The sequence below is a fragment of the Microvirga sp. 2MCAF38 genome (genome assembly GCF_052115485.1).
Classification (GTDB): Bacteria; Pseudomonadota; Alphaproteobacteria; order Rhizobiales; family Beijerinckiaceae; genus Microvirga.
In genome coordinates this window covers 61,899-77,979 of the sequence record NZ_JBFRGU010000001.1, presented here as the reverse complement: position 1 = coordinate 77,979, position 16,081 = coordinate 61,899, and the positions used below count along the sequence as shown (strand labels likewise).

13 protein-coding genes and 1 tRNA gene are annotated in these 16,081 nt (G+C 60.1%); 9 read left to right on the top strand and 5 right to left on the bottom strand.

The annotated features are described in order from the left end of the window. Positions 1 to 427: 427 nt before the first annotated feature. Positions 428 to 1,600, top strand: coding sequence for a tRNA guanosine(34) transglycosylase Tgt (gene tgt, locus AB4072_RS00370; protein ID WP_441964926.1), 1,173 nt, complete (start codon positions 428 to 430; stop codon positions 1,598 to 1,600). Here tgt and AB4072_RS00365 read toward each other — a convergent pair. Further along, positions 1,581 to 2,732 (bottom strand): hypothetical protein, encoded by a 1,152-nt coding sequence (locus tag AB4072_RS00365; RefSeq protein WP_441964925.1) that lies wholly within the window; start codon positions 2,730 to 2,732, stop codon positions 1,581 to 1,583. The two genes, tgt and AB4072_RS00365, sit on opposite strands and share 20 nt — an antisense overlap. Positions 2,733 to 2,771: 39 nt before the next feature. Next, a tRNA-Lys gene (locus AB4072_RS00360) sits at positions 2,772 to 2,847 on the bottom strand. 172 nt (positions 2,848 to 3,019) lie between these two features. On the opposite strand from AB4072_RS00360, the gene AB4072_RS00355 reads away from it, so the two are divergent. After that, on the top strand, positions 3,020 to 3,235 hold the full coding sequence (locus AB4072_RS00355) for a DUF2945 domain-containing protein (RefSeq protein ID WP_441964924.1): 216 nt from the start codon (positions 3,020 to 3,022) through the stop codon (positions 3,233 to 3,235). Between the two features lie 74 nt (positions 3,236 to 3,309). After that, positions 3,310 to 4,044: a TerC family protein gene (locus AB4072_RS00350; RefSeq protein WP_441964923.1), complete on the top strand. Its 735-nt coding sequence runs from the start codon at positions 3,310 to 3,312 to the stop codon at positions 4,042 to 4,044. A gap of 64 nt (positions 4,045 to 4,108) precedes the next feature. Here the strand turns inward: AB4072_RS00350 and AB4072_RS00345 are convergent, their stop codons facing one another. Next, positions 4,109 to 6,292 (bottom strand): esterase-like activity of phytase family protein, encoded by a 2,184-nt coding sequence (locus AB4072_RS00345; protein WP_441964922.1) that lies wholly within the window; start codon positions 6,290 to 6,292, stop codon positions 4,109 to 4,111. 116 nt (positions 6,293 to 6,408) lie between these two features. Continuing rightward, positions 6,409 to 7,692 (bottom strand): diguanylate cyclase, encoded by a 1,284-nt coding sequence (locus AB4072_RS00340; protein WP_441964921.1) that lies wholly within the window; start codon positions 7,690 to 7,692, stop codon positions 6,409 to 6,411. 273 nt (positions 7,693 to 7,965) lie between these two features. Here AB4072_RS00340 and AB4072_RS00335 point away from each other — a divergent pair, with 273 nt between their 5' ends. The 4 genes from AB4072_RS00335 (at position 7,966) to AB4072_RS00320 (ending at position 12,151) form a co-directional block, all read left to right on the top strand. After that, the gene (locus tag AB4072_RS00335; protein WP_441964920.1) at positions 7,966 to 9,150 is read left to right on the top strand and encodes a GGDEF domain-containing protein; all 1,185 of its coding nucleotides are present in this window, start codon (positions 7,966 to 7,968) and stop codon (positions 9,148 to 9,150) included. Between the two features lie 150 nt (positions 9,151 to 9,300). After that, a complete protein-coding gene (locus tag AB4072_RS00330; RefSeq protein ID WP_441964919.1) occupies positions 9,301 to 11,010 on the top strand; it encodes an ArnT family glycosyltransferase in 1,710 nt (569 codons plus the stop codon). Positions 11,011 to 11,057: 47 nt separating this feature from the next. Continuing rightward, a complete protein-coding gene (locus AB4072_RS00325) occupies positions 11,058 to 11,792 on the top strand; it encodes a glycosyltransferase family 2 protein (RefSeq protein ID WP_441964918.1) in 735 nt (244 codons plus the stop codon). Next, positions 11,792 to 12,151, top strand: a complete 360-nt coding sequence (locus AB4072_RS00320) for a lipid-A-disaccharide synthase N-terminal domain-containing protein (protein ID WP_441964917.1) — start codon at positions 11,792 to 11,794, stop codon at positions 12,149 to 12,151. Before AB4072_RS00325 ends, AB4072_RS00320 begins: the two co-directional genes overlap by 1 nt. 156 nt (positions 12,152 to 12,307) lie before the next feature. On the opposite strand, the gene metC is transcribed toward AB4072_RS00320, so the two are convergent. Further along, the gene (gene metC, locus AB4072_RS00315) at positions 12,308 to 13,504 is read right to left on the bottom strand and encodes a cystathionine beta-lyase (protein ID WP_441964916.1); all 1,197 of its coding nucleotides are present in this window, start codon (positions 13,502 to 13,504) and stop codon (positions 12,308 to 12,310) included. Positions 13,505 to 13,727: 223 nt separating this feature from the next. Here metC and AB4072_RS00310 point away from each other — a divergent pair, with 223 nt between their 5' ends. Together AB4072_RS00310 and AB4072_RS00305 are read left to right on the top strand one after the other, a co-directional pair. Then, positions 13,728 to 14,750 carry an amino acid ABC transporter substrate-binding protein gene (locus AB4072_RS00310; RefSeq protein WP_441964915.1) on the top strand — a complete coding sequence of 341 codons (1,023 nt, stop codon included), beginning with the start codon at positions 13,728 to 13,730 and terminating at the stop codon, positions 14,748 to 14,750. A gap of 125 nt (positions 14,751 to 14,875) precedes the next feature. Further along, positions 14,876 to 16,078 (top strand): amino acid ABC transporter permease, encoded by a 1,203-nt coding sequence (locus AB4072_RS00305; RefSeq protein ID WP_441964914.1) that lies wholly within the window; start codon positions 14,876 to 14,878, stop codon positions 16,076 to 16,078. Positions 16,079 to 16,081 lie beyond the last annotated feature (3 nt).

The following is a 16,081-nucleotide window of genomic DNA, read 5'->3' as shown; positions in this document are numbered from 1 at the left end:
ATGGAGTGGAGCCCTCTCAATATTCCTCAGTTTGAACGCTGGAACAGAAACAGATATTTGTGGATTGCCCCTCATAGCTATTTAGACGTCGTGTAATTTAACAACATAGCTATTTTTTGTAGTAGTTACCTCTAGATTTTGCAGATTCAGAGTAGTTCCAAGCGCGGAGAACGTTCCGGCAGATGATAATGGTATCGAGCCTTTAGATCGTAGTTGTCAATAATTAGCGGATTTTAATAACACGAACATTTGTCGGATTAGTTCACTAGACATTTTCGGTGTCGAATTATGCATCGGGGTGACGCTTTGTGCGGCCGCAGGAAGTGTCTTTTTGGGAATGATTTCTTTGGCCCGATGGAGCGCTCCTTCCGCTTTCCCTCCTGCCTATGATCGGGGATAAGACGGAGGAGTTTTTGCAGGACCACTAATGACCACCGAGCATTTCACCTTCACCGTCAACAAGACCGATGGCGCGGCGCGAACCGGCGAGATCAGGATGCCGCGCGGCGTGATCCGCACACCGGCTTTCATGCCCGTGGGGACGGCTGCGACCGTGAAGGCCATGTATCCGGATCAGGTGAAGGCGCTTGGCGCAGATGTGGTGCTCGGCAATACCTATCATCTGATGCTGCGCCCCGGTGCCGAACGTGTCGCGCGGCTCGGCGGCCTGCATCAACTCATGAACTGGCCTTATCCGATCCTCACCGATTCCGGCGGGTTCCAGGTGATGTCGCTGGCGTCGCTGCGCAAGATCGACGAGACCGGCGTGACCTTCCAGTCTCATATCGACGGCTCGAAGCACGTGATGACTCCGGAGCGCTCCATCGAGATCCAGGGGCTGCTCGGCTCGGACATCCAGATGCAGCTCGACGAATGCGTGAAGTTGCCCTGCGAGGACGATGTGGCGGAGAAAGCCATGCGCCTGTCCCTCCGTTGGGCGGAGCGTTGCAAGATCGCCTTTGGTGACCAGCCGGGCAAGGCGATGTTCGGGATCGTTCAGGGCGGGTCAGTGGAACGGCTGCGCATCGAGAGCGCGAACGAACTGACGGCGCTCGATTTGAAGGGCTACGCCATCGGTGGCCTCGCGGTAGGCGAGCCGCAGGATGTGATGCTGCGCATGATCGAGACGGTGGAACCGCACCTGCCGACGACGAAACCGCGTTATCTGATGGGCGTCGGCACGCCTGACGATATCGTCGAATCCGTGCGGCGCGGTGTCGATATGTTCGATTGTGTCATGCCGACCCGCGCCGGACGTCACGGGCAGGTGTTCACCCGCTTCGGGCGCATGAACCTGCGCAATGCGAAATTCGCGGAAGACACGCGCCCGCTCGACGCCGAATCCAAATGCCCGGCCTCCAACACCTATTCGCGCGCCTATTTGCATCACCTCGTCCGCTCCAACGAGATTCTGGGCATGATGCTGCTGACGTGGAACAATCTGGCCTATTACCAGGATTTGATGGCCGGACTGCGCAAGGCTATCGCGGAGGGACGCCTGAACGACCACATTGGCGAGATCAAGGAAGGCTGGGCCAAGGGTGATCGCGATGGAATCGCGGAGCACGCGGACAACCGCGCTACCGGCGGGGAAGACTGAGCACCCGGTAAAAGCCCTGGCGGTCGTCGCTGCCGGAGACGCGGGCTTCCTTCAGAGCGTCCACGATCCGGCGCGCGATGCCGATGCGATAGTGCAGGGGATCCCAGTAATTCGCGTCGTTCTCCGTCACGGGAGAGTGATAGCGGAAGTCGACCAGCGCCACGCCCTTTTCCAGTGCGAGATCGGTGATCTGCACCTTGCAGGCTTCCTCGATGGCGGCCTCCCGCGTGCCGGGGGCGGCCTGCGCGCGAACATGATTAGGCGTGAAGACGAGCGTCACCGCCGTGGAAGCCGGGACGCGAGACAGAAAATCCCGTAGCCAGGGCAGGGCCGGAAAAACGATTGCCCGTTGCGCGTCCGGGCCGATGCGGAAAGGCGTCTTGGGGGCTGCCGATGGTTTCCACTGGTTGAGGTGAAAGCGCGCGCGCTCCAGATCATAGGTCGCATCGTCTGGCACGAAGATTTCGAAGCCGTCGGCGGGGATGCGCTCGGGCATGTAGCCGAGGCGGTTCAGGAAGACGCGCCCTGCGATTTCGAGCCCGGTCAGACCGAAGAGTTCCGGGTAGTCGTTGAGGCGGCTGTCGTCATAGAGCCACGGCGGGAAGACGCGGAACGTCGTCTTCTTCCTGTCGGCGTCTTCTTCGCACCATGTCCGGTCGAGGCCGAGGATCAGGTTTTTCGGTTGGGGAACGTTGCGCAGGAAAAGGTCTGCTAGCTGAATCTGCTCCCATGGCGTCGCGGCGTTCATGCCGAGATTGGCGAAGCTTCCGCCAAAGGTCTCATCGAGTTGCCCGGGATCCAGAAGCCGGACCGTGGAAGTCCCGAATACAGCCGAATCGAAGCGCCCGCCGCGGATGAGCTGCGGGTACATGAAGCGCTGGTTCACATCCATGATCGGCGTCGGCGGATTGGCTGGAGATGCCCGCAGACCGTACGGGTCCATGACGAGGACAAACCCGTAGAGCGCCCCCGTCAGTAGCACTGCCGTCGCGGCAAAGCTCAGGGCGAACCGCCGCCAGAGGCTATCGTCTGAAGGGACCGTCATCCGCGCGTGATCGCGGGAGAAGAGGCCGATGTCAACCGGAACGGAAAGATTGGGGCCACGTGGCGCAGGCGCTTGCGCCAGACACATGACCCGCGGAGGAATTTTATTGCCGGATAAGGTACGAGGTGGTGAGCGCGCTGGGACTCGAACCCAGGACCCTCTGATTAAAAGTCAGATGCTCTACCGGCTGAGCTACGCGCTCCCAAGGGTTCGCCCGAAATAGGGGCTCTCGGCGGGCGGGTCAACGAAAAAGGATGGCCTTCGTCGCTTATACCGCGCTTGTTCGATCATTTTGGTGACGCTTTCGGCTTTATTTCAGTCCCTTGGCGTTGCTCTGCCCCTATATTCCATGCCGGGGCGGGAAGGGGAGCGCCATGCCAGCCAAATTATTCAAGGTCGGGGATCACGTTACCTGGAACTCGGAAGCCGGGCACGTTTCCGGCCATATCGTGCGGGTCCATACCAGAAACGTGAACTATAAGGGCTACATTCATCACGCGAGTGAAGAAGAACCACAATACGAGATCAAAAGCGACAAGACCGATCACGTGGCAATGCACAAAGGCGGCAGTCTCACGAAGATTAAATGATGCGATGAGCATCGATACACTTGCGGGCGGCCCTCAGGGACAACATATCCGCGTGGATTCACACGGATAAGCTTATGGACCAGATTTTACTTCTCGCCGCCGATCCGACCGCCTGGGCGGCACTTGCCACCTTGATTGCCATGGAGGTGGTGCTCGGCATCGACAACCTGGTCTTCATCTCGATTCTCACGAACAAGCTGCCGGCGCACCAGCAGCAAAAGGCCCGGCGCATCGGCATCGGGCTTGCCCTGATCCTGCGATTGGCCCTACTCGGCACGGTGGCGATCATCGTTCAACTGACCGCGCCGATTTTCGAGGTTTTCGGCCACGGCTTTTCCTGGCGCGATCTTATTCTCATCGCAGGCGGCCTGTTTCTGGTCTGGAAGGCGACAAAGGAAATCCATCACAGCGTCGATCCCGATCCGGGTTCCGATATGTTCGAGAGCAAGAAGCCGCAATTGGGGTTCTCCGCGGCCATCGGTCAGATCCTGGTGCTCGATCTCGTGTTCTCGATCGACAGCATCATCACGGCTGTGGGCATGACGGATCATATTCCGATCATGGTCGTGGCCGTGATCGTGGCCGTGGTCGTCATGCTGATCGCGTCCGATCCGCTCGCGCAATTCATCCAGAAAAATCCGACCGTCGTCATGTTGGCGCTGGGCTTCCTCCTCATGATCGGCATGACGCTGATCGCGGAAGGCTTCGGGGCGCATGTTCCAAAGGGCTACATCTACAGCGCGATGGCCTTCTCGGGTCTGGTCGAGGGTCTCAACATGCTCTCGCGCCGGGCGAAGAAGCGCAGGTAGAGACACCACTTCGCAAATAAAAAAGGCCGCTCCCAGGAGCGGCCTTTCGTTTGACAGGATTGGCTCAGAACTTACCGAGCTTGATGAACTGCGTCTCGCCGGACGAGTTGTCGACGCCGTCGTTGTCGGTGACGATGAAGGCGTCGCCCGCCGCGTCGACCGTGAAGCCCTCGACCTTGTCGAGCACGTAGCCCTTCGAGGCTTTCAGGTCGCCGAGCAGATCGCGGACCAGGGTCTTCTTGACCACGGGCAGTTTCTCCTGGAGCGAGACCGGCTTCATGTCCGATGCGGCGATGGCGTAGAGCTTCTTCACTCTGGCGTTCTCGCCGATCTGGTTGTCGCGTTCGATCACGATGAAGCGGTCGCCGACCGCCGTGATCTCGGAAAGGCCGATCCAGCCGGCTTCGACCTTGTCGAGCGGATATTGCACGCCACGCCAGGTCTTGTCTGAAGGCTTGTAGGCCAGAAGCTTGACGAAGCCCTTGGCGTCATCGGCCCATTCGCGTTGAACCGCGACCCAGATGAGTTGCTCGCTGCCGGTGCCCGACACCGTGACGCCCTCATAGCCGTAGTTCTTGGCGCCCTTTTCGGCCTCCGCAGGGAGCTTGATCTCTTCCTTGATCTCACCCTTGGCGTCGACGCGCAGGAGAAGGTTGTTCATACCCTTCTCGAGATTGCCCTCGGACGCGAGCCAGAAGCCGCCTTCGGGGGCGACGGCGATGCCTTCGAGATCGAGCGGCTCGGCGGCGGCGCCATTGCGCGTCACGAGGATATCGCCCGTGATCATGGCGGGCTTCCTCATTGCGTCGATGGTGAGAATACGGGGCGCGGCGCTATAGAAGCTGTCGGTTATCGCGAACAATTGGCCCGGCTTCGATGGATCGGCGGCGAGACCGGAGAGAGCGCCCCAGCCGATGGGCAGGCCCTTGGCGTCCTTCGCTGAGCGGATCGACGGATAGGCGGGTGCGGCGCGCTCTGCGCGCTGGTAGATCATCACGTGGGGGGCGATCCCGCCTTCGCCATGCAAATCGGATTCGCTCGTCGCCACGAACAGATTGCGTCCGGGAATGGCGAGAAGGCCTTCCGGTCCCATGCCCGCAGGCAGAACCTGCAGAAGCTCCGGCTCCGCACCCGTGTCGCGATAGACGCCGACCACCGAGCCGCGCTCGGAGCCGACGAAGATCAGCTTGTCCTTGCCGTATTGGCTGACCTCGATACCTTCGATCTCGGCGCCCTTCTTGTTGCGCTTGTCGGGGTAATGGCCGAGAGAAACGATCTCATGCTCCAGGGTCGCGCCTGATTCATAGGCGACGGAGCCGTCTTTCCGGAAAATGCTGAAGCCGCGCGAGCCGCCTTTCCAGTCGCCTTCATTGGCAGTGACGAAACGGTTATTATCGATCCAGCGGACCGCATCCGGCTCGCGCGGAACGGCTTTCATCGATCCGCTCAGATCGATCTTGCCGTCCTTCTTGGTGTCGATGTCCTTGAGATCGACCGTGCCTGCCGAGAAATGTGTTTCGATCGTTCCGCTGGCGGCGTCGATGATGATGACGTGGTTGTTCTCTTGCAACGTCAGGACGATCTTGCCGTCGGCGGAAATGTCGACGAATTCAGGTTCGGGATCCTCACCGACCACGGCGGCAAGGCCGGTCACGTCGATGTTCTTGAGGCTTGCGCAATCGACGCTTCCACCCTTCAGCGGAGCCGTCACGAGCGTGCCGGCGGGCATCTGCGGCAGGGCGCCCTCATTCACCTCTTCGTTGCGCTCGTTTTCGATGGCGATCGCAATAAAGCCGGCGCCGGATGCGATAGAGTCCGGCTGGCCGGGCAGGGCGCATTCGCCTGTCACCTTCCTGGCGGCGATATCCACCACGACCAGTTTGCCGCTGGGCTCTGTGAAACTCTTGGACGTGTTGACGGCGACAAGCGCGTTTCCGCCGACCACCTTCACCGAGGTCGGCTCGCCCCCGACGGAAAGCAGGCCGCCCGCCTTTGGCTGCGCCGCATCCGTGATGTCGATGAAGCCGATGGCCTTGCGTGGGCTGTCCGTATAGACGAGCAGCTTGCCGTCTTCGCTCACGGAGATGATTTCGGCGACCGTCTTGCCGTTCTTGTCCGCCTCTGCGGAGAGGTTGGCCGTGATCGGGAAGCTGGCGATTCTGTCGAAATATTCCGCAGCGGAGGCACCGAGAGCGGTTCCGCAGAGGAGAAGCGTCGCAAGCGAGCAGCCGGCGAAATGAGTGCGCATGATAGCCCCGTCGTCATGTTGTAGGTCAGCGGCTTTGTGATGCGGCAAACCTGTGACGGCCGGATGACGATGGGGCATTCGATAGAAGCGATGGCCGTGTGCCAGGGACGGGCTTGCTAACTTCCGACGGCGCCTTCGAACGATAATGTCGCGCCGTCGAACACGCGATTACGGCCGGCTCTTTTGGCGGCGTAAAGCCTGTTGTCGGCGGTTTCGAAAAGAGCGTCCAGCGTGTCCCCATTCGCTCCTGAGGACGCAGTGCCGATAGATACGCTGATCTGCTGACCGATTTCAGGGACGATGGATTCGCTGATCTCTTGGCGGATTCGCTCCGCCAGGGCTCGAGCACCGCCCGGTTGCAAGCCGGAGCAAAGGAGCACGAATTCGTCGCCGCCATAGCGGAAGAGATAGTCGATGTCTCGGGTCAGGGTCGCAATCTGCTGTGCGGCAAAACGCAGAACCGTGTCGCCTGCGCGATGGCCGAATCGGTCGTTGATTTCCTTGAAATGATCGAGGTCGATCAGAAGCAGACTGATCGGGCGGCCGGAATCGACAGCCTGCTCCACGATGCTCGCACCCTTTGCTTCCAGATAGCTACGATCGAAAGCTCCGGTGAGCCGATCCCTGCCGATGGTCTGCAAAAGATCCTCGTACCGCTCGCGATAAGTAAGAGTGCTGAACACATCCCACAAGCGGCGGCGCGGACGCCGCAAGGGTTGCCGTGCGATCCAGCTCAAATAGCCGCCTGCCATCGGGCTGAAGAGCGCCGCCATGGTCATCTTCGCGATCCATCCGCTCCAAAGAACCTGGGTCGGTGCGTCTGTGAGGGTATGCAGACCCGCGAAGAACCCGAACTGATCGAACGTGAGAATGGTGGCGGAGCTGACGAAAATACGCGCCGTCCGATTGTCCCCCAGCCACCCACGAAGTCTCTCATAAAGCAGGATGATGAGAATCGAATCGAAGAAAAGCAGCAGCGTCCCCCATCCCATCAGCCAGCCCATCTCGTCGAGGAGATTCAGGTCCGGCGAGCGTTCGGGGCTCAGTTCGGCTGTTCCATACCAGCCGAGCGAGATCGCGAAGAGGATAACAATCACGTTACCGACGAAGAGGCCGTAGATCGGTTGGCGCGCGGTATCTGCATCTTCCGTTATGTAAACCAGCAGGATGAAGATGAGTTTGGAGGAGAAGAGAACGGCCGAGCCGGGTGTGGCGATAATCCCGAAAGGAAGGCCGATATAGAAAACGCTCGCGAGATAAGTTTCGAGAAAGTGCATCACGCCGAGGATTGTGATGAAAATCCCAATTCCGAAGCGTTTGCTGACGAGGAGGATAGCCAGCATCGACGCAAAGTAGAGGCTTGCTTCTAAAATGAGCAGAATGGCGTTCTGGTAGGCCATCAGGAGATCCGTAGGTCTTCTGCTAGAAAGAAGATGATCCCTTAATTTAGGGTGGCAGCTTTACGTTGTATATCGACTTCACGCTTGCTGCAGTCTTCTTGATGTTCATAGTGATAAATTTGTCATTGCGGCTTTTTCTGACCAAAAGGTCAAAAGGAAACACGGTTATACAGATTTAAACTAAAATTGCCTGCGATATTGACGCAGCGTAATGATTAGTGTTTCCCAGCATCGCATCCTTCCCGAGTCTGCCTCCAAGATCGTTGTGAGCCCATGTCCCTAGACCCGATGTCTCTCGGGGTCGCCGCGGTTTTGCTGACCTTGGTGTCCGGAGGTCTGTTGCTATTCGCCTGGGTTCAGAACCGGCAGGTCGATGCATTGTTCTGGTGGGGGATCGGCTTCTGCCTGGCTGCCGGAGGTGCGCTTTTCCTCGGCGTGCAGGGGATTATTCCTGGCAATCGCTTTTTGGGGAACGGCTTGTTCGCCTTGGCCTCCGGCGCGCAATATGTCGGATGTCGCTCGTTCAACGGACGTCCGCCTAAAGTGCTTGCCGGTTTCATCGGGGTCGGAATCTGGGTGGCTTTTTGGCCCCTGATCGCACCGTTCTTCACTGCCAGACTGTTCACTATTTCGGCTATCGGGAGTTCCTATAGTTTCCTGATGGCTTGGGAGCTCTGGAGGAACGCGCCTCAGCGCCTCATGTCCCAATCCGCCACGGTCTTCGTCCTGATATCCGCGGGTGTGTATGCGCTCATTCGATGCATCATTGCGTTGTTCGACGAGACGATGACCAGCGTCGATCCACTAACGGGCCAATGGTCCGCAGCCATGGCGCTGATGCTGGTCATTTACATGCCCACATCGGCCTTTCTGTTCCTATCCATGGCAAAGGAACTCGCCGAATCGGAGTTCCGGCAGGCGGCCCTGCTCGATCCGTTGACGCGCATTCCCAACCGCCGTGCCTTCTTCGCCAACGCAGATGCTCTTAGCGCGCGCAACAAATCCAGGCCCTTGAGCTGTCTTCTATTCGATCTCGACGGCTTCAAGCAGGTCAATGACACCTTCGGCCACGCCATGGGTGACGGGGTCATTAAGACTTTCGCGCAAACCCTTGGCCGTTATCTCCCATCGAGCACTTTCGGGCGTGTGGGAGGGGATGAATTCTGCGCCATCATATCGGGCGATCGGAGCGAGGCTCTCGGCCTTGCCGAGGCAATCCGATCCGAATTTCCGAAAGCGGTGGCCGCGAACCTCGGCGCGGATTTGGATGTCACGGTGAGCATCGGCTCCGCAACGGCAATCGGGATTGCTCCTGAAACCCTCGTCACAATGGCCGATACGGCGCTCTACCGAGCGAAGTTCGACGGGCGGAATAAAGTTGCGGCATCGAGCAGTGACGTCGTCTTTTTTCCATCCCGGCCCCAGGGGCGGCGCAGGCAGCGGGATACGACGGTCTGAGGGCCGATAAACGGATCGCGGAAAGCCCGCTTCCTTCTGTCGATTTGACTCCGGCGCCCGTTTGCGGGAATAGCCCCGGTCGTCGCGCGGGAACTTTCGCTCCTGCGAATTCCAACGATAACAAAGCGTTCGCCTCCGCCGGAGCTCCTGATGGACGATGTCGCCGACCAGCCGCGCGCACTGCCGCGCCAGGCCTTCCTGGCTCGCATGGTCGAGTTTGTCGAGCGGAGCCATGTGCGGATTGCCGCGGTTCTGGTCCTTCTTTCGCTCGCCTGCTTCCTGCCTGGTTTTACATCCCTTCAGCCTATGGACCGGGATGAGCCACGCTATGCCCAGGCCTCGAAGCAGATGCTGGAGACCGGCGACATCGTCGATATTCGGTTTCAGGATGAGGCCCGGCACAAGAAACCGGTTGGCATCTACTGGCTCCAGAGCGTCAGTGTCGCCATGGGCGAGGCGCTGGGCGTCCCCGAGGCGCGCACGACAATCGCGCTCTATCGCATTCCGTCGCTCATCGGGGCCGTTGCGGCGGTGCTTCTGACCTATTGGGCCGCATTGGCATTTTTGGGGAGGCGAGGGGCCTTTCTTGCCGCGGCCCTCATGGCAACCTCCATCATTTTGATGGTCGAAGCCCGGCTCGCGAAGACCGATGCCGTTCTAGCCGCCTGTTCGATTGCGGCCATGGGGGGGCTGGCGCGAGCCTATCTCGGGCGTGGCGCGGCGGTGTTGCCACGCTCGGCCCTTGTCACCTTCTGGCTCGGCTTTGCCATCGGCATCCTTGTCAAGGGACCTCTCGTCCTCATGTTCGTCGGGCTGACGGCCGCGATCCTGTCCTATCGCGAGCGTTCCGCACGCTGGCTTCTGGCGCTGCGACCCTGGTCGGGGCTCGCGGTCACGCTCCTGATCGTACTACCCTGGTTCGTTGCCATTGCCTTCAAAAGCCATGGAGAGTTCTTCGCAGCCTCCATCGGGCAGGACATGCTGGGCAAAGTCGGTACGGCGCAGCGCTATCACTGGGCTCCCCCGGGCTTCTATCTGATCGCTTTCTTTGCAACCTTCTGGCCCGGCGCCATTCTGGCGACCATCGCGACGACATTCGCGTGGCTCAACCGACGCGAGGATGCGGTCGCCTTCGCGCTCGCCTGGGTCATCCCGTCGTGGCTGATCTTCGAGGCGGTGCCGACCAAATTGCCGCATTATGTGATGCCGCTTTATCCGGCCATCGCAATCGTGACCGTGATGGCGATCGGGCGTGGTTTCGTGGGTCCTCACCGGCCCGGCGCAAAAATCGCGACCGTATTGATCCCTTTTATCCCGGTCGGTCTGGCCATTGGTCTCTCGGCGGCCAACTGGAACTTCGACCACACGCTTCCGTACCGGGCACTGCCCGCGCTCATCATCTCCTCCGGCATCGCGCTCTACGCGTGGCGGCTGTTTCTTAAGGATCAGGTCGTCGCCTGCCTCTCGGCCGGTGTCTTCTCCGCGATTTTCCTCGCCATCGGGGTTTTCGGTTTCGCGCAGCTCGATCTAAGGTCGCTCAAGATCTCGCCGCGTCTTGCGGAAGTGGCGCATGACATGACATGCCCGAACCCGGTCGTGGCGACCCTCGGTTATCGCGAGCCGAGCCTCGTTTTCCTCACCGGAACCAACCTGGACATGCTGGAAACCGGAGAAGAAGCCGCCGCTTTCCTGGCCAAGGGCGGATGCCGTCTCGTTTTTGTCGACAAACGCTTCGAGAACGATTTCCAGGCAGCGGCTGCGCGGATGAGAATTGCTCCGGCGCTCTCGACCCGCGTCTCCGGTTTCAATATCAATTCCGGCCGAAGGGTCGACATTGGGACTTATTCGGTCAGCCCATAGAGCCATTCGTATTTTTGAGAGGCGGCTGTAATCAAGGCCGTTGATTGATGAACCAATTATCTGTGCAGCCTCAGGTCAGCATCGTGGTGCCGGTCAAGAACGAGGCGCTGAACATTCTTCCGCTCGTGGATGAGATCGAGCGCGCCTGCGCTGCTCTTGGCCCCTTCGAGGTCGTCTATGTGGATGACGGCTCCACGGACACGACGCCCGACGAGATCCTGAAAGCCCGCACCACGCGGCCCTGGCTTCGGCTCGTGCGCCATGAGGCAAGCTGCGGGCAGAGTGCGGCCGTTCGCACGGGTGTGCGGCACGCGCTGGGGGACATCATCGTGACCCTCGATGGTGACGGCCAGAACGACCCGGCTTTCATTTCGAACCTCGTTGCGGCGCTTGACGATGAGGGTACGGCGCTTGCCGCCGGCCAGCGCATCGGCCGCAAGGACGGTCATTCCAAGAAGTGGCAATCGCGTGTCGCCAACAACGTGCGCGGCTGGATTTTAGACGACGCGACGCGCGACAGCGGCTGCGGGCTCAAGGCCTTCCGCCGCGATGTTTATCTGGCTTTGCCCTATTTCGACGCGCTCCACCGCTTCATGCCCGCGCTCGTGAAGCGTGAAGGTTACAAGGTGGCTCATGTGGACGTGGTGGACAGACCCCGTCACGCCGGCACGTCCAATTACGGCCTGTTCGATCGCCTCTGGGTCGGGATTCTCGATCTCTTCGGCGTCTGGTGGCTGATCCGTCGTCGCAAACGCGTGCCGAGCGCTCAGGAGATCGTCTGATGCTGATGCGCCTTTCGCACGATATTGGTTTGTATTTTTATGACGTCCTCGTCGCGCGCTTCGATGTGTGGGCCGCGTTCGGGGTTATCGCCCAGCTCATTTTCGGCGCGCGCTTCATCGTGCAATGGATCGCGAGCGAGAAGGCGGAGAAGAGCGTCATCCCCGTCGGGTTCTGGTTCCTCTCCATCGGCGGCGGGTTGATGACCTTGATCTATGGCTTTGTCCGGCATGACATCGTGATCATCCTCGGCCAGGCATTTTCGGTCTTCATCTACGTTCGCAATCTGATGCTGATCGCAAAGGACGCCCGCAAGAAAGCCTCGCGGGTGCCAAAAGTGGGCGAAGCGGAAGCGTCCTAGGACCGCTCTTGTCGTCATTCGGGGCCGCGTCAGCGGAGCCCATAACCGCAACTGTTCAGAACGTCAGCAACGGTTTGTGGTGAGTCCTCTCCGGAGTTGCTGGTGGTTATGGGTTCCGGCTCGCCTGCGGCGACCCGGAATGACGGGGCTGAGAAGTTAAGCCGCTTTTGCGTCGGCTTCCTTGAGGCGGGCGAAGCCGGCATCCAGATCGCGCTTCAGATCGTCCAGATCCTCGAGGCCGATATGGAAGCGTAGCGCGCGTCCGCCGGGATTCCACTTCGTCGCCGTGCGGTAGGTCGAGCAGTCGAAGGGGATGACCAGGCTCTCAAACCCGCCCCAGGAAAAGCCCATACCGAACAGTTCGAGGCCATCGAGCATGGCCGCGAGCGCCTTCTCGGAGCACGGCTTCAGGATGATCGAGAACAGGCCGGACGACCCTTTGAAGTCCCGCTTCCAGATGGCGTGACCGGGATCGGTTTCGAGCGCCGGATGGAGTACTCGCGCCACTTCTGGCCGCTTGGCAAACCACCGCGCCATATCGAGGGCTTGTTTTTCGTGCTCGCGCAGGCGTAGCGCCAGGGTGCGCAAGCCGCGCAGGCCGAGGAAGACGTCCTCCGGTCCCGGGCACATGGCGAATTCGTCATAAGTCCGGCGCAGGGCCGGGAAGCAGCGTTCATTGGCCGAAACGAGACCGAGGAGAAGGTCTGAACCGCCACTGAGATATTTCGTGCCCGCCTCGATGGCGATGTCGACGCCGCGTTCATGCGGCGGGAAGAGCAGGGGGGTCGCCCAGGTGTTGTCCATGAGTACGACCGCGCCGTGCCGGTGAGCGACCTCGGCAATGGCCGGAATGTCCTGCATCTCCAGGGACTGCGAGCCCGGCGCCTCCGTGAGAATGGCAGCGGTGTTGGGACGGAAGAGGGCCTCGATGCCCGCGCCGATGAGCGGATCGTAATAAGTGGTCTCGACGCCGAACCTCTTCAGGAAGCTGTCGCAGAACGAGCGGGCAGGTCGGTAGGCCGAGTCCGTGACGAGAAGATGATCGCCCGCCTTTAGGCAAGACAGAAGCGCAACGCTGATTGCGGCGAGCCCCGAGGGAGCCAGCACCGTGCCTGCCGCGCCGGCAAGAGTTGTCCAGGCCGATTCGAGCGAGTCCGTCGTCGGCGTGCCATGGGTGCCGTAAGAGTACCTGCCACGACGATGGAGCAGATCATCCATAGTCGGATAAAGAACTGTGGATCCCCGATAGATCGGCGTGTTCACAAATCCGTGCTGCTCGGAAGGATCGCGCCCGGCATGGACGAGGCGTGTGCGGTCGCCGAGATCGCTGAGTTTAGGCGGGGTTTTGGACATTGTTACATTTTGCTGTTAGCGAAGAAGAGATGTGAAACCGCCCCTTCGGCGCCGTCAACCCCGGCGAAGGCACTGTTCCATCAACACTTGACCGGTGATCAATCATGGAATGTGATGGATGAGAGGCCGGTTCGCCTAATGCGGCCGGAACGGTCAAACGAAAACTCGACTGGATGCCTTCAAGTCCGGCGAGCGCAATCGACAGAGTGGAGAACAAACCAACATGAAAAAGGCTATCGCATCGATTGCCTTCGGCCTGATGGCCGCCAGCCTGGCTACGACCGGCGCTTCGGCGCAGGCAACGCTCGCCAGCGTCAAGCAGAAGGGCTACCTGACCTGCGGCTCGAACACCGGCCTTGCCGGCTTCGGTCTGCCGGACGCCCAGGGCAACTGGACCGGCCTGGACGTCGAGCTTTGCCGCGCCATTTCGGCCGCCATCTTCGACGATCCGACCAAGGTCCGCTTCATTCCGCTCGCCGCCAAGGACCGCTTCACGGCGCTCCAGTCGGGCGAAGTGGACGTGCTGTCCCGTAATTCCACGGTGACCATGTCGCGCGACACGCAGCTCGGCCTCGATTTCCCGGCGATCAATTATTACGACGGCCAGGGCTTCATGGTCCGCAAGAAGCTCGGCATCTCCTCGGCCAAGGAGCTGAACGGCGCTTCGATCTGCACCCAGCAGGGCACCACGACCGAGCTGAACCTCGCGGATTACTTCCGCGCCAACAACATGAAGTACGAAGTCGTGGCCTTCGCGACCTCGGACGAGACCTTCAAGGCCTATGACGCCGGCCGTTGCGACGCGTTCACGACGGACGCTTCGGGCCTCTACTCCGAGCGCCTGCGCGCCTCGAACCCGGACGATCATATCGTTCTGCCGGAAATCATCTCCAAGGAGCCCCTCGGAGCTGCGGTTCGCCATGGCGACAACCAGTGGAGCGACATCGTCCGCTGGACCTTCAACGCCATGCTCAACGCTGAAGAACTCGGCGTGACCAAGGCCAATGTCGACCAGATGAAGGGCTCCGAAAACCCGGAGATCAAGCGTCTTCTCGGCACCGAAGGCAAGTTCGGTGAAGCTGTCGGCCTGACCAACGATTGGGCCTATCGCGTCGTCAAGCACATCGGCAATTACGGCGAGAGCTTCGAGCGCAACGTCGGCGAAGGTTCCAAGCTTAAGATCAAGCGCGGTCTGAACGCTCAATGGACCAAGGGCGGCCTGCAGTACGGCCTGCCGATCCGCTAATCGGATTTGAAAGAGGGCGTCCGGAACGATCCGGACGCCCTATATAAAAGCAATTGTCGCTCAAGCGGCAGGCCGCCACCAAAAGGAAACGGCCCAATAACAAAAGCCTCCAGAGGATCGGTTCAGTGCAGACTCTCGTCAGCCAGGCGTCAGCGCCGAAAAGGTCGTTTCTTTACGACCCCAAGATACGCGGAATTTTCTACCAGGTTCTTCTGGTTCTGGTCGTCGGCTACCTGTTCTACATGGCCGCGAGGAACGCGATCGAGAACCTTCAGCGCGCAAAGATCGCGTCGGGGTTCGGCTTTCTTGACGTCACCGCCGGGTTCGACATTAGTCAGGCGCTGATTCCTTTCAGCGCGGCTGGATCAACCTATGGCGACGCTTTCATCGTCGGCCTTCTGAACACCCTGATCGTCTCTGCGATCGGTATCGTGCTCACGACGATTCTCGGCTTTGCGGTCGGTATCGCGCGCCTTTCGAGCAACTGGATGGTTGCCAAGGTCGCGATGGTCTATGTCGAACTGCTTCGCAACATCCCATTGCTGCTGCAATTGCTGTTCTGGTACATCGCGGTGCTCGGGCCGTTGCCGCAGCCGCGCGATTCTTACTCGATCGGTACCGGGTTCTTTCTGAATTCCCGCGGCTTCTTCATGCCGCGCCCGATTTATGCGGCAGATAGCTGGGCGATCCCCGTAGCCCTTGCCATCGGTATCATCGGGACGATCCTGTTCCGACGCTGGGCCAAAAAACAGCAAGTGGCGACAGGGCGCCAATATCCGGTCGGCATCGTCACGCTCGTCCTTGTTCTCGGTCTTCCGATTGTCACCTGGGCTGTTCTTTCGCTCTTGAATGCCAACCCCGTCAGCTTCGACTTGCCCCAGAAGGGCACGTTCAACCTGCGCGGAGGCATGCAGATCCTGCCCGAGTTCGTGGCTCTTCTCATCGGCCTTGTGACCTATACGGCGGCCTTCATCGCCGAGGTTGTTCGCGCTGGCATTCTTGCTGTTTCCAAGGGGCAGTCGGAGGCGGCCGGTTCGCTCGGTCTGAAGCCCGGACAGACGCTCCGCCTCGTGGTAGTGCCGCAGGCCATGCGGGTGATCATTCCGCCGCTGACGAGCCAATATCTCAACCTGACGAAGAACTCCTCGCTCGCAGTGGCCATCGGTTACCCGGATCTCGTGCAGGTCTTCATGGGCACCGTTCTCAACCAGACGGGACAGGCCATCGAAGTCGTCATGATCACCATGGGAGTTTACCTGACGATCAGCCTTGTGACCTCCTTCGTCATGAACATTTACAACCGCCGCATGGCCATCGTGGAACGGTAGGGC

Coding starts and splice junctions, on each gene's coding strand:
- tgt (WP_441964926.1), top strand. CDS start 428: ATGACCACCGAGCATTTCACCTTCACCGTCAACAAGACCGATGGCGCG.
- AB4072_RS00365 (WP_441964925.1), bottom strand. CDS start 2,732: ATGTGTCTGGCGCAAGCGCCTGCGCCACGTGGCCCCAATCTTTCCGTT.
- AB4072_RS00355 (WP_441964924.1), top strand. CDS start 3,020: ATGCCAGCCAAATTATTCAAGGTCGGGGATCACGTTACCTGGAACTCG.
- AB4072_RS00350 (WP_441964923.1), top strand. CDS start 3,310: ATGGACCAGATTTTACTTCTCGCCGCCGATCCGACCGCCTGGGCGGCA.
- AB4072_RS00345 (WP_441964922.1), bottom strand. CDS start 6,292: ATGCGCACTCATTTCGCCGGCTGCTCGCTTGCGACGCTTCTCCTCTGC.
- AB4072_RS00340 (WP_441964921.1), bottom strand. CDS start 7,692: ATGGCCTACCAGAACGCCATTCTGCTCATTTTAGAAGCAAGCCTCTAC.
- AB4072_RS00335 (WP_441964920.1), top strand. CDS start 7,966: ATGTCCCTAGACCCGATGTCTCTCGGGGTCGCCGCGGTTTTGCTGACC.
- AB4072_RS00330 (WP_441964919.1), top strand. CDS start 9,301: ATGGACGATGTCGCCGACCAGCCGCGCGCACTGCCGCGCCAGGCCTTC.
- AB4072_RS00325 (WP_441964918.1), top strand. CDS start 11,058: ATGAACCAATTATCTGTGCAGCCTCAGGTCAGCATCGTGGTGCCGGTC.
- AB4072_RS00320 (WP_441964917.1), top strand. CDS start 11,792: ATGCTGATGCGCCTTTCGCACGATATTGGTTTGTATTTTTATGACGTC.
- metC (WP_441964916.1), bottom strand. CDS start 13,504: ATGTCCAAAACCCCGCCTAAACTCAGCGATCTCGGCGACCGCACACGC.
- AB4072_RS00310 (WP_441964915.1), top strand. CDS start 13,728: ATGAAAAAGGCTATCGCATCGATTGCCTTCGGCCTGATGGCCGCCAGC.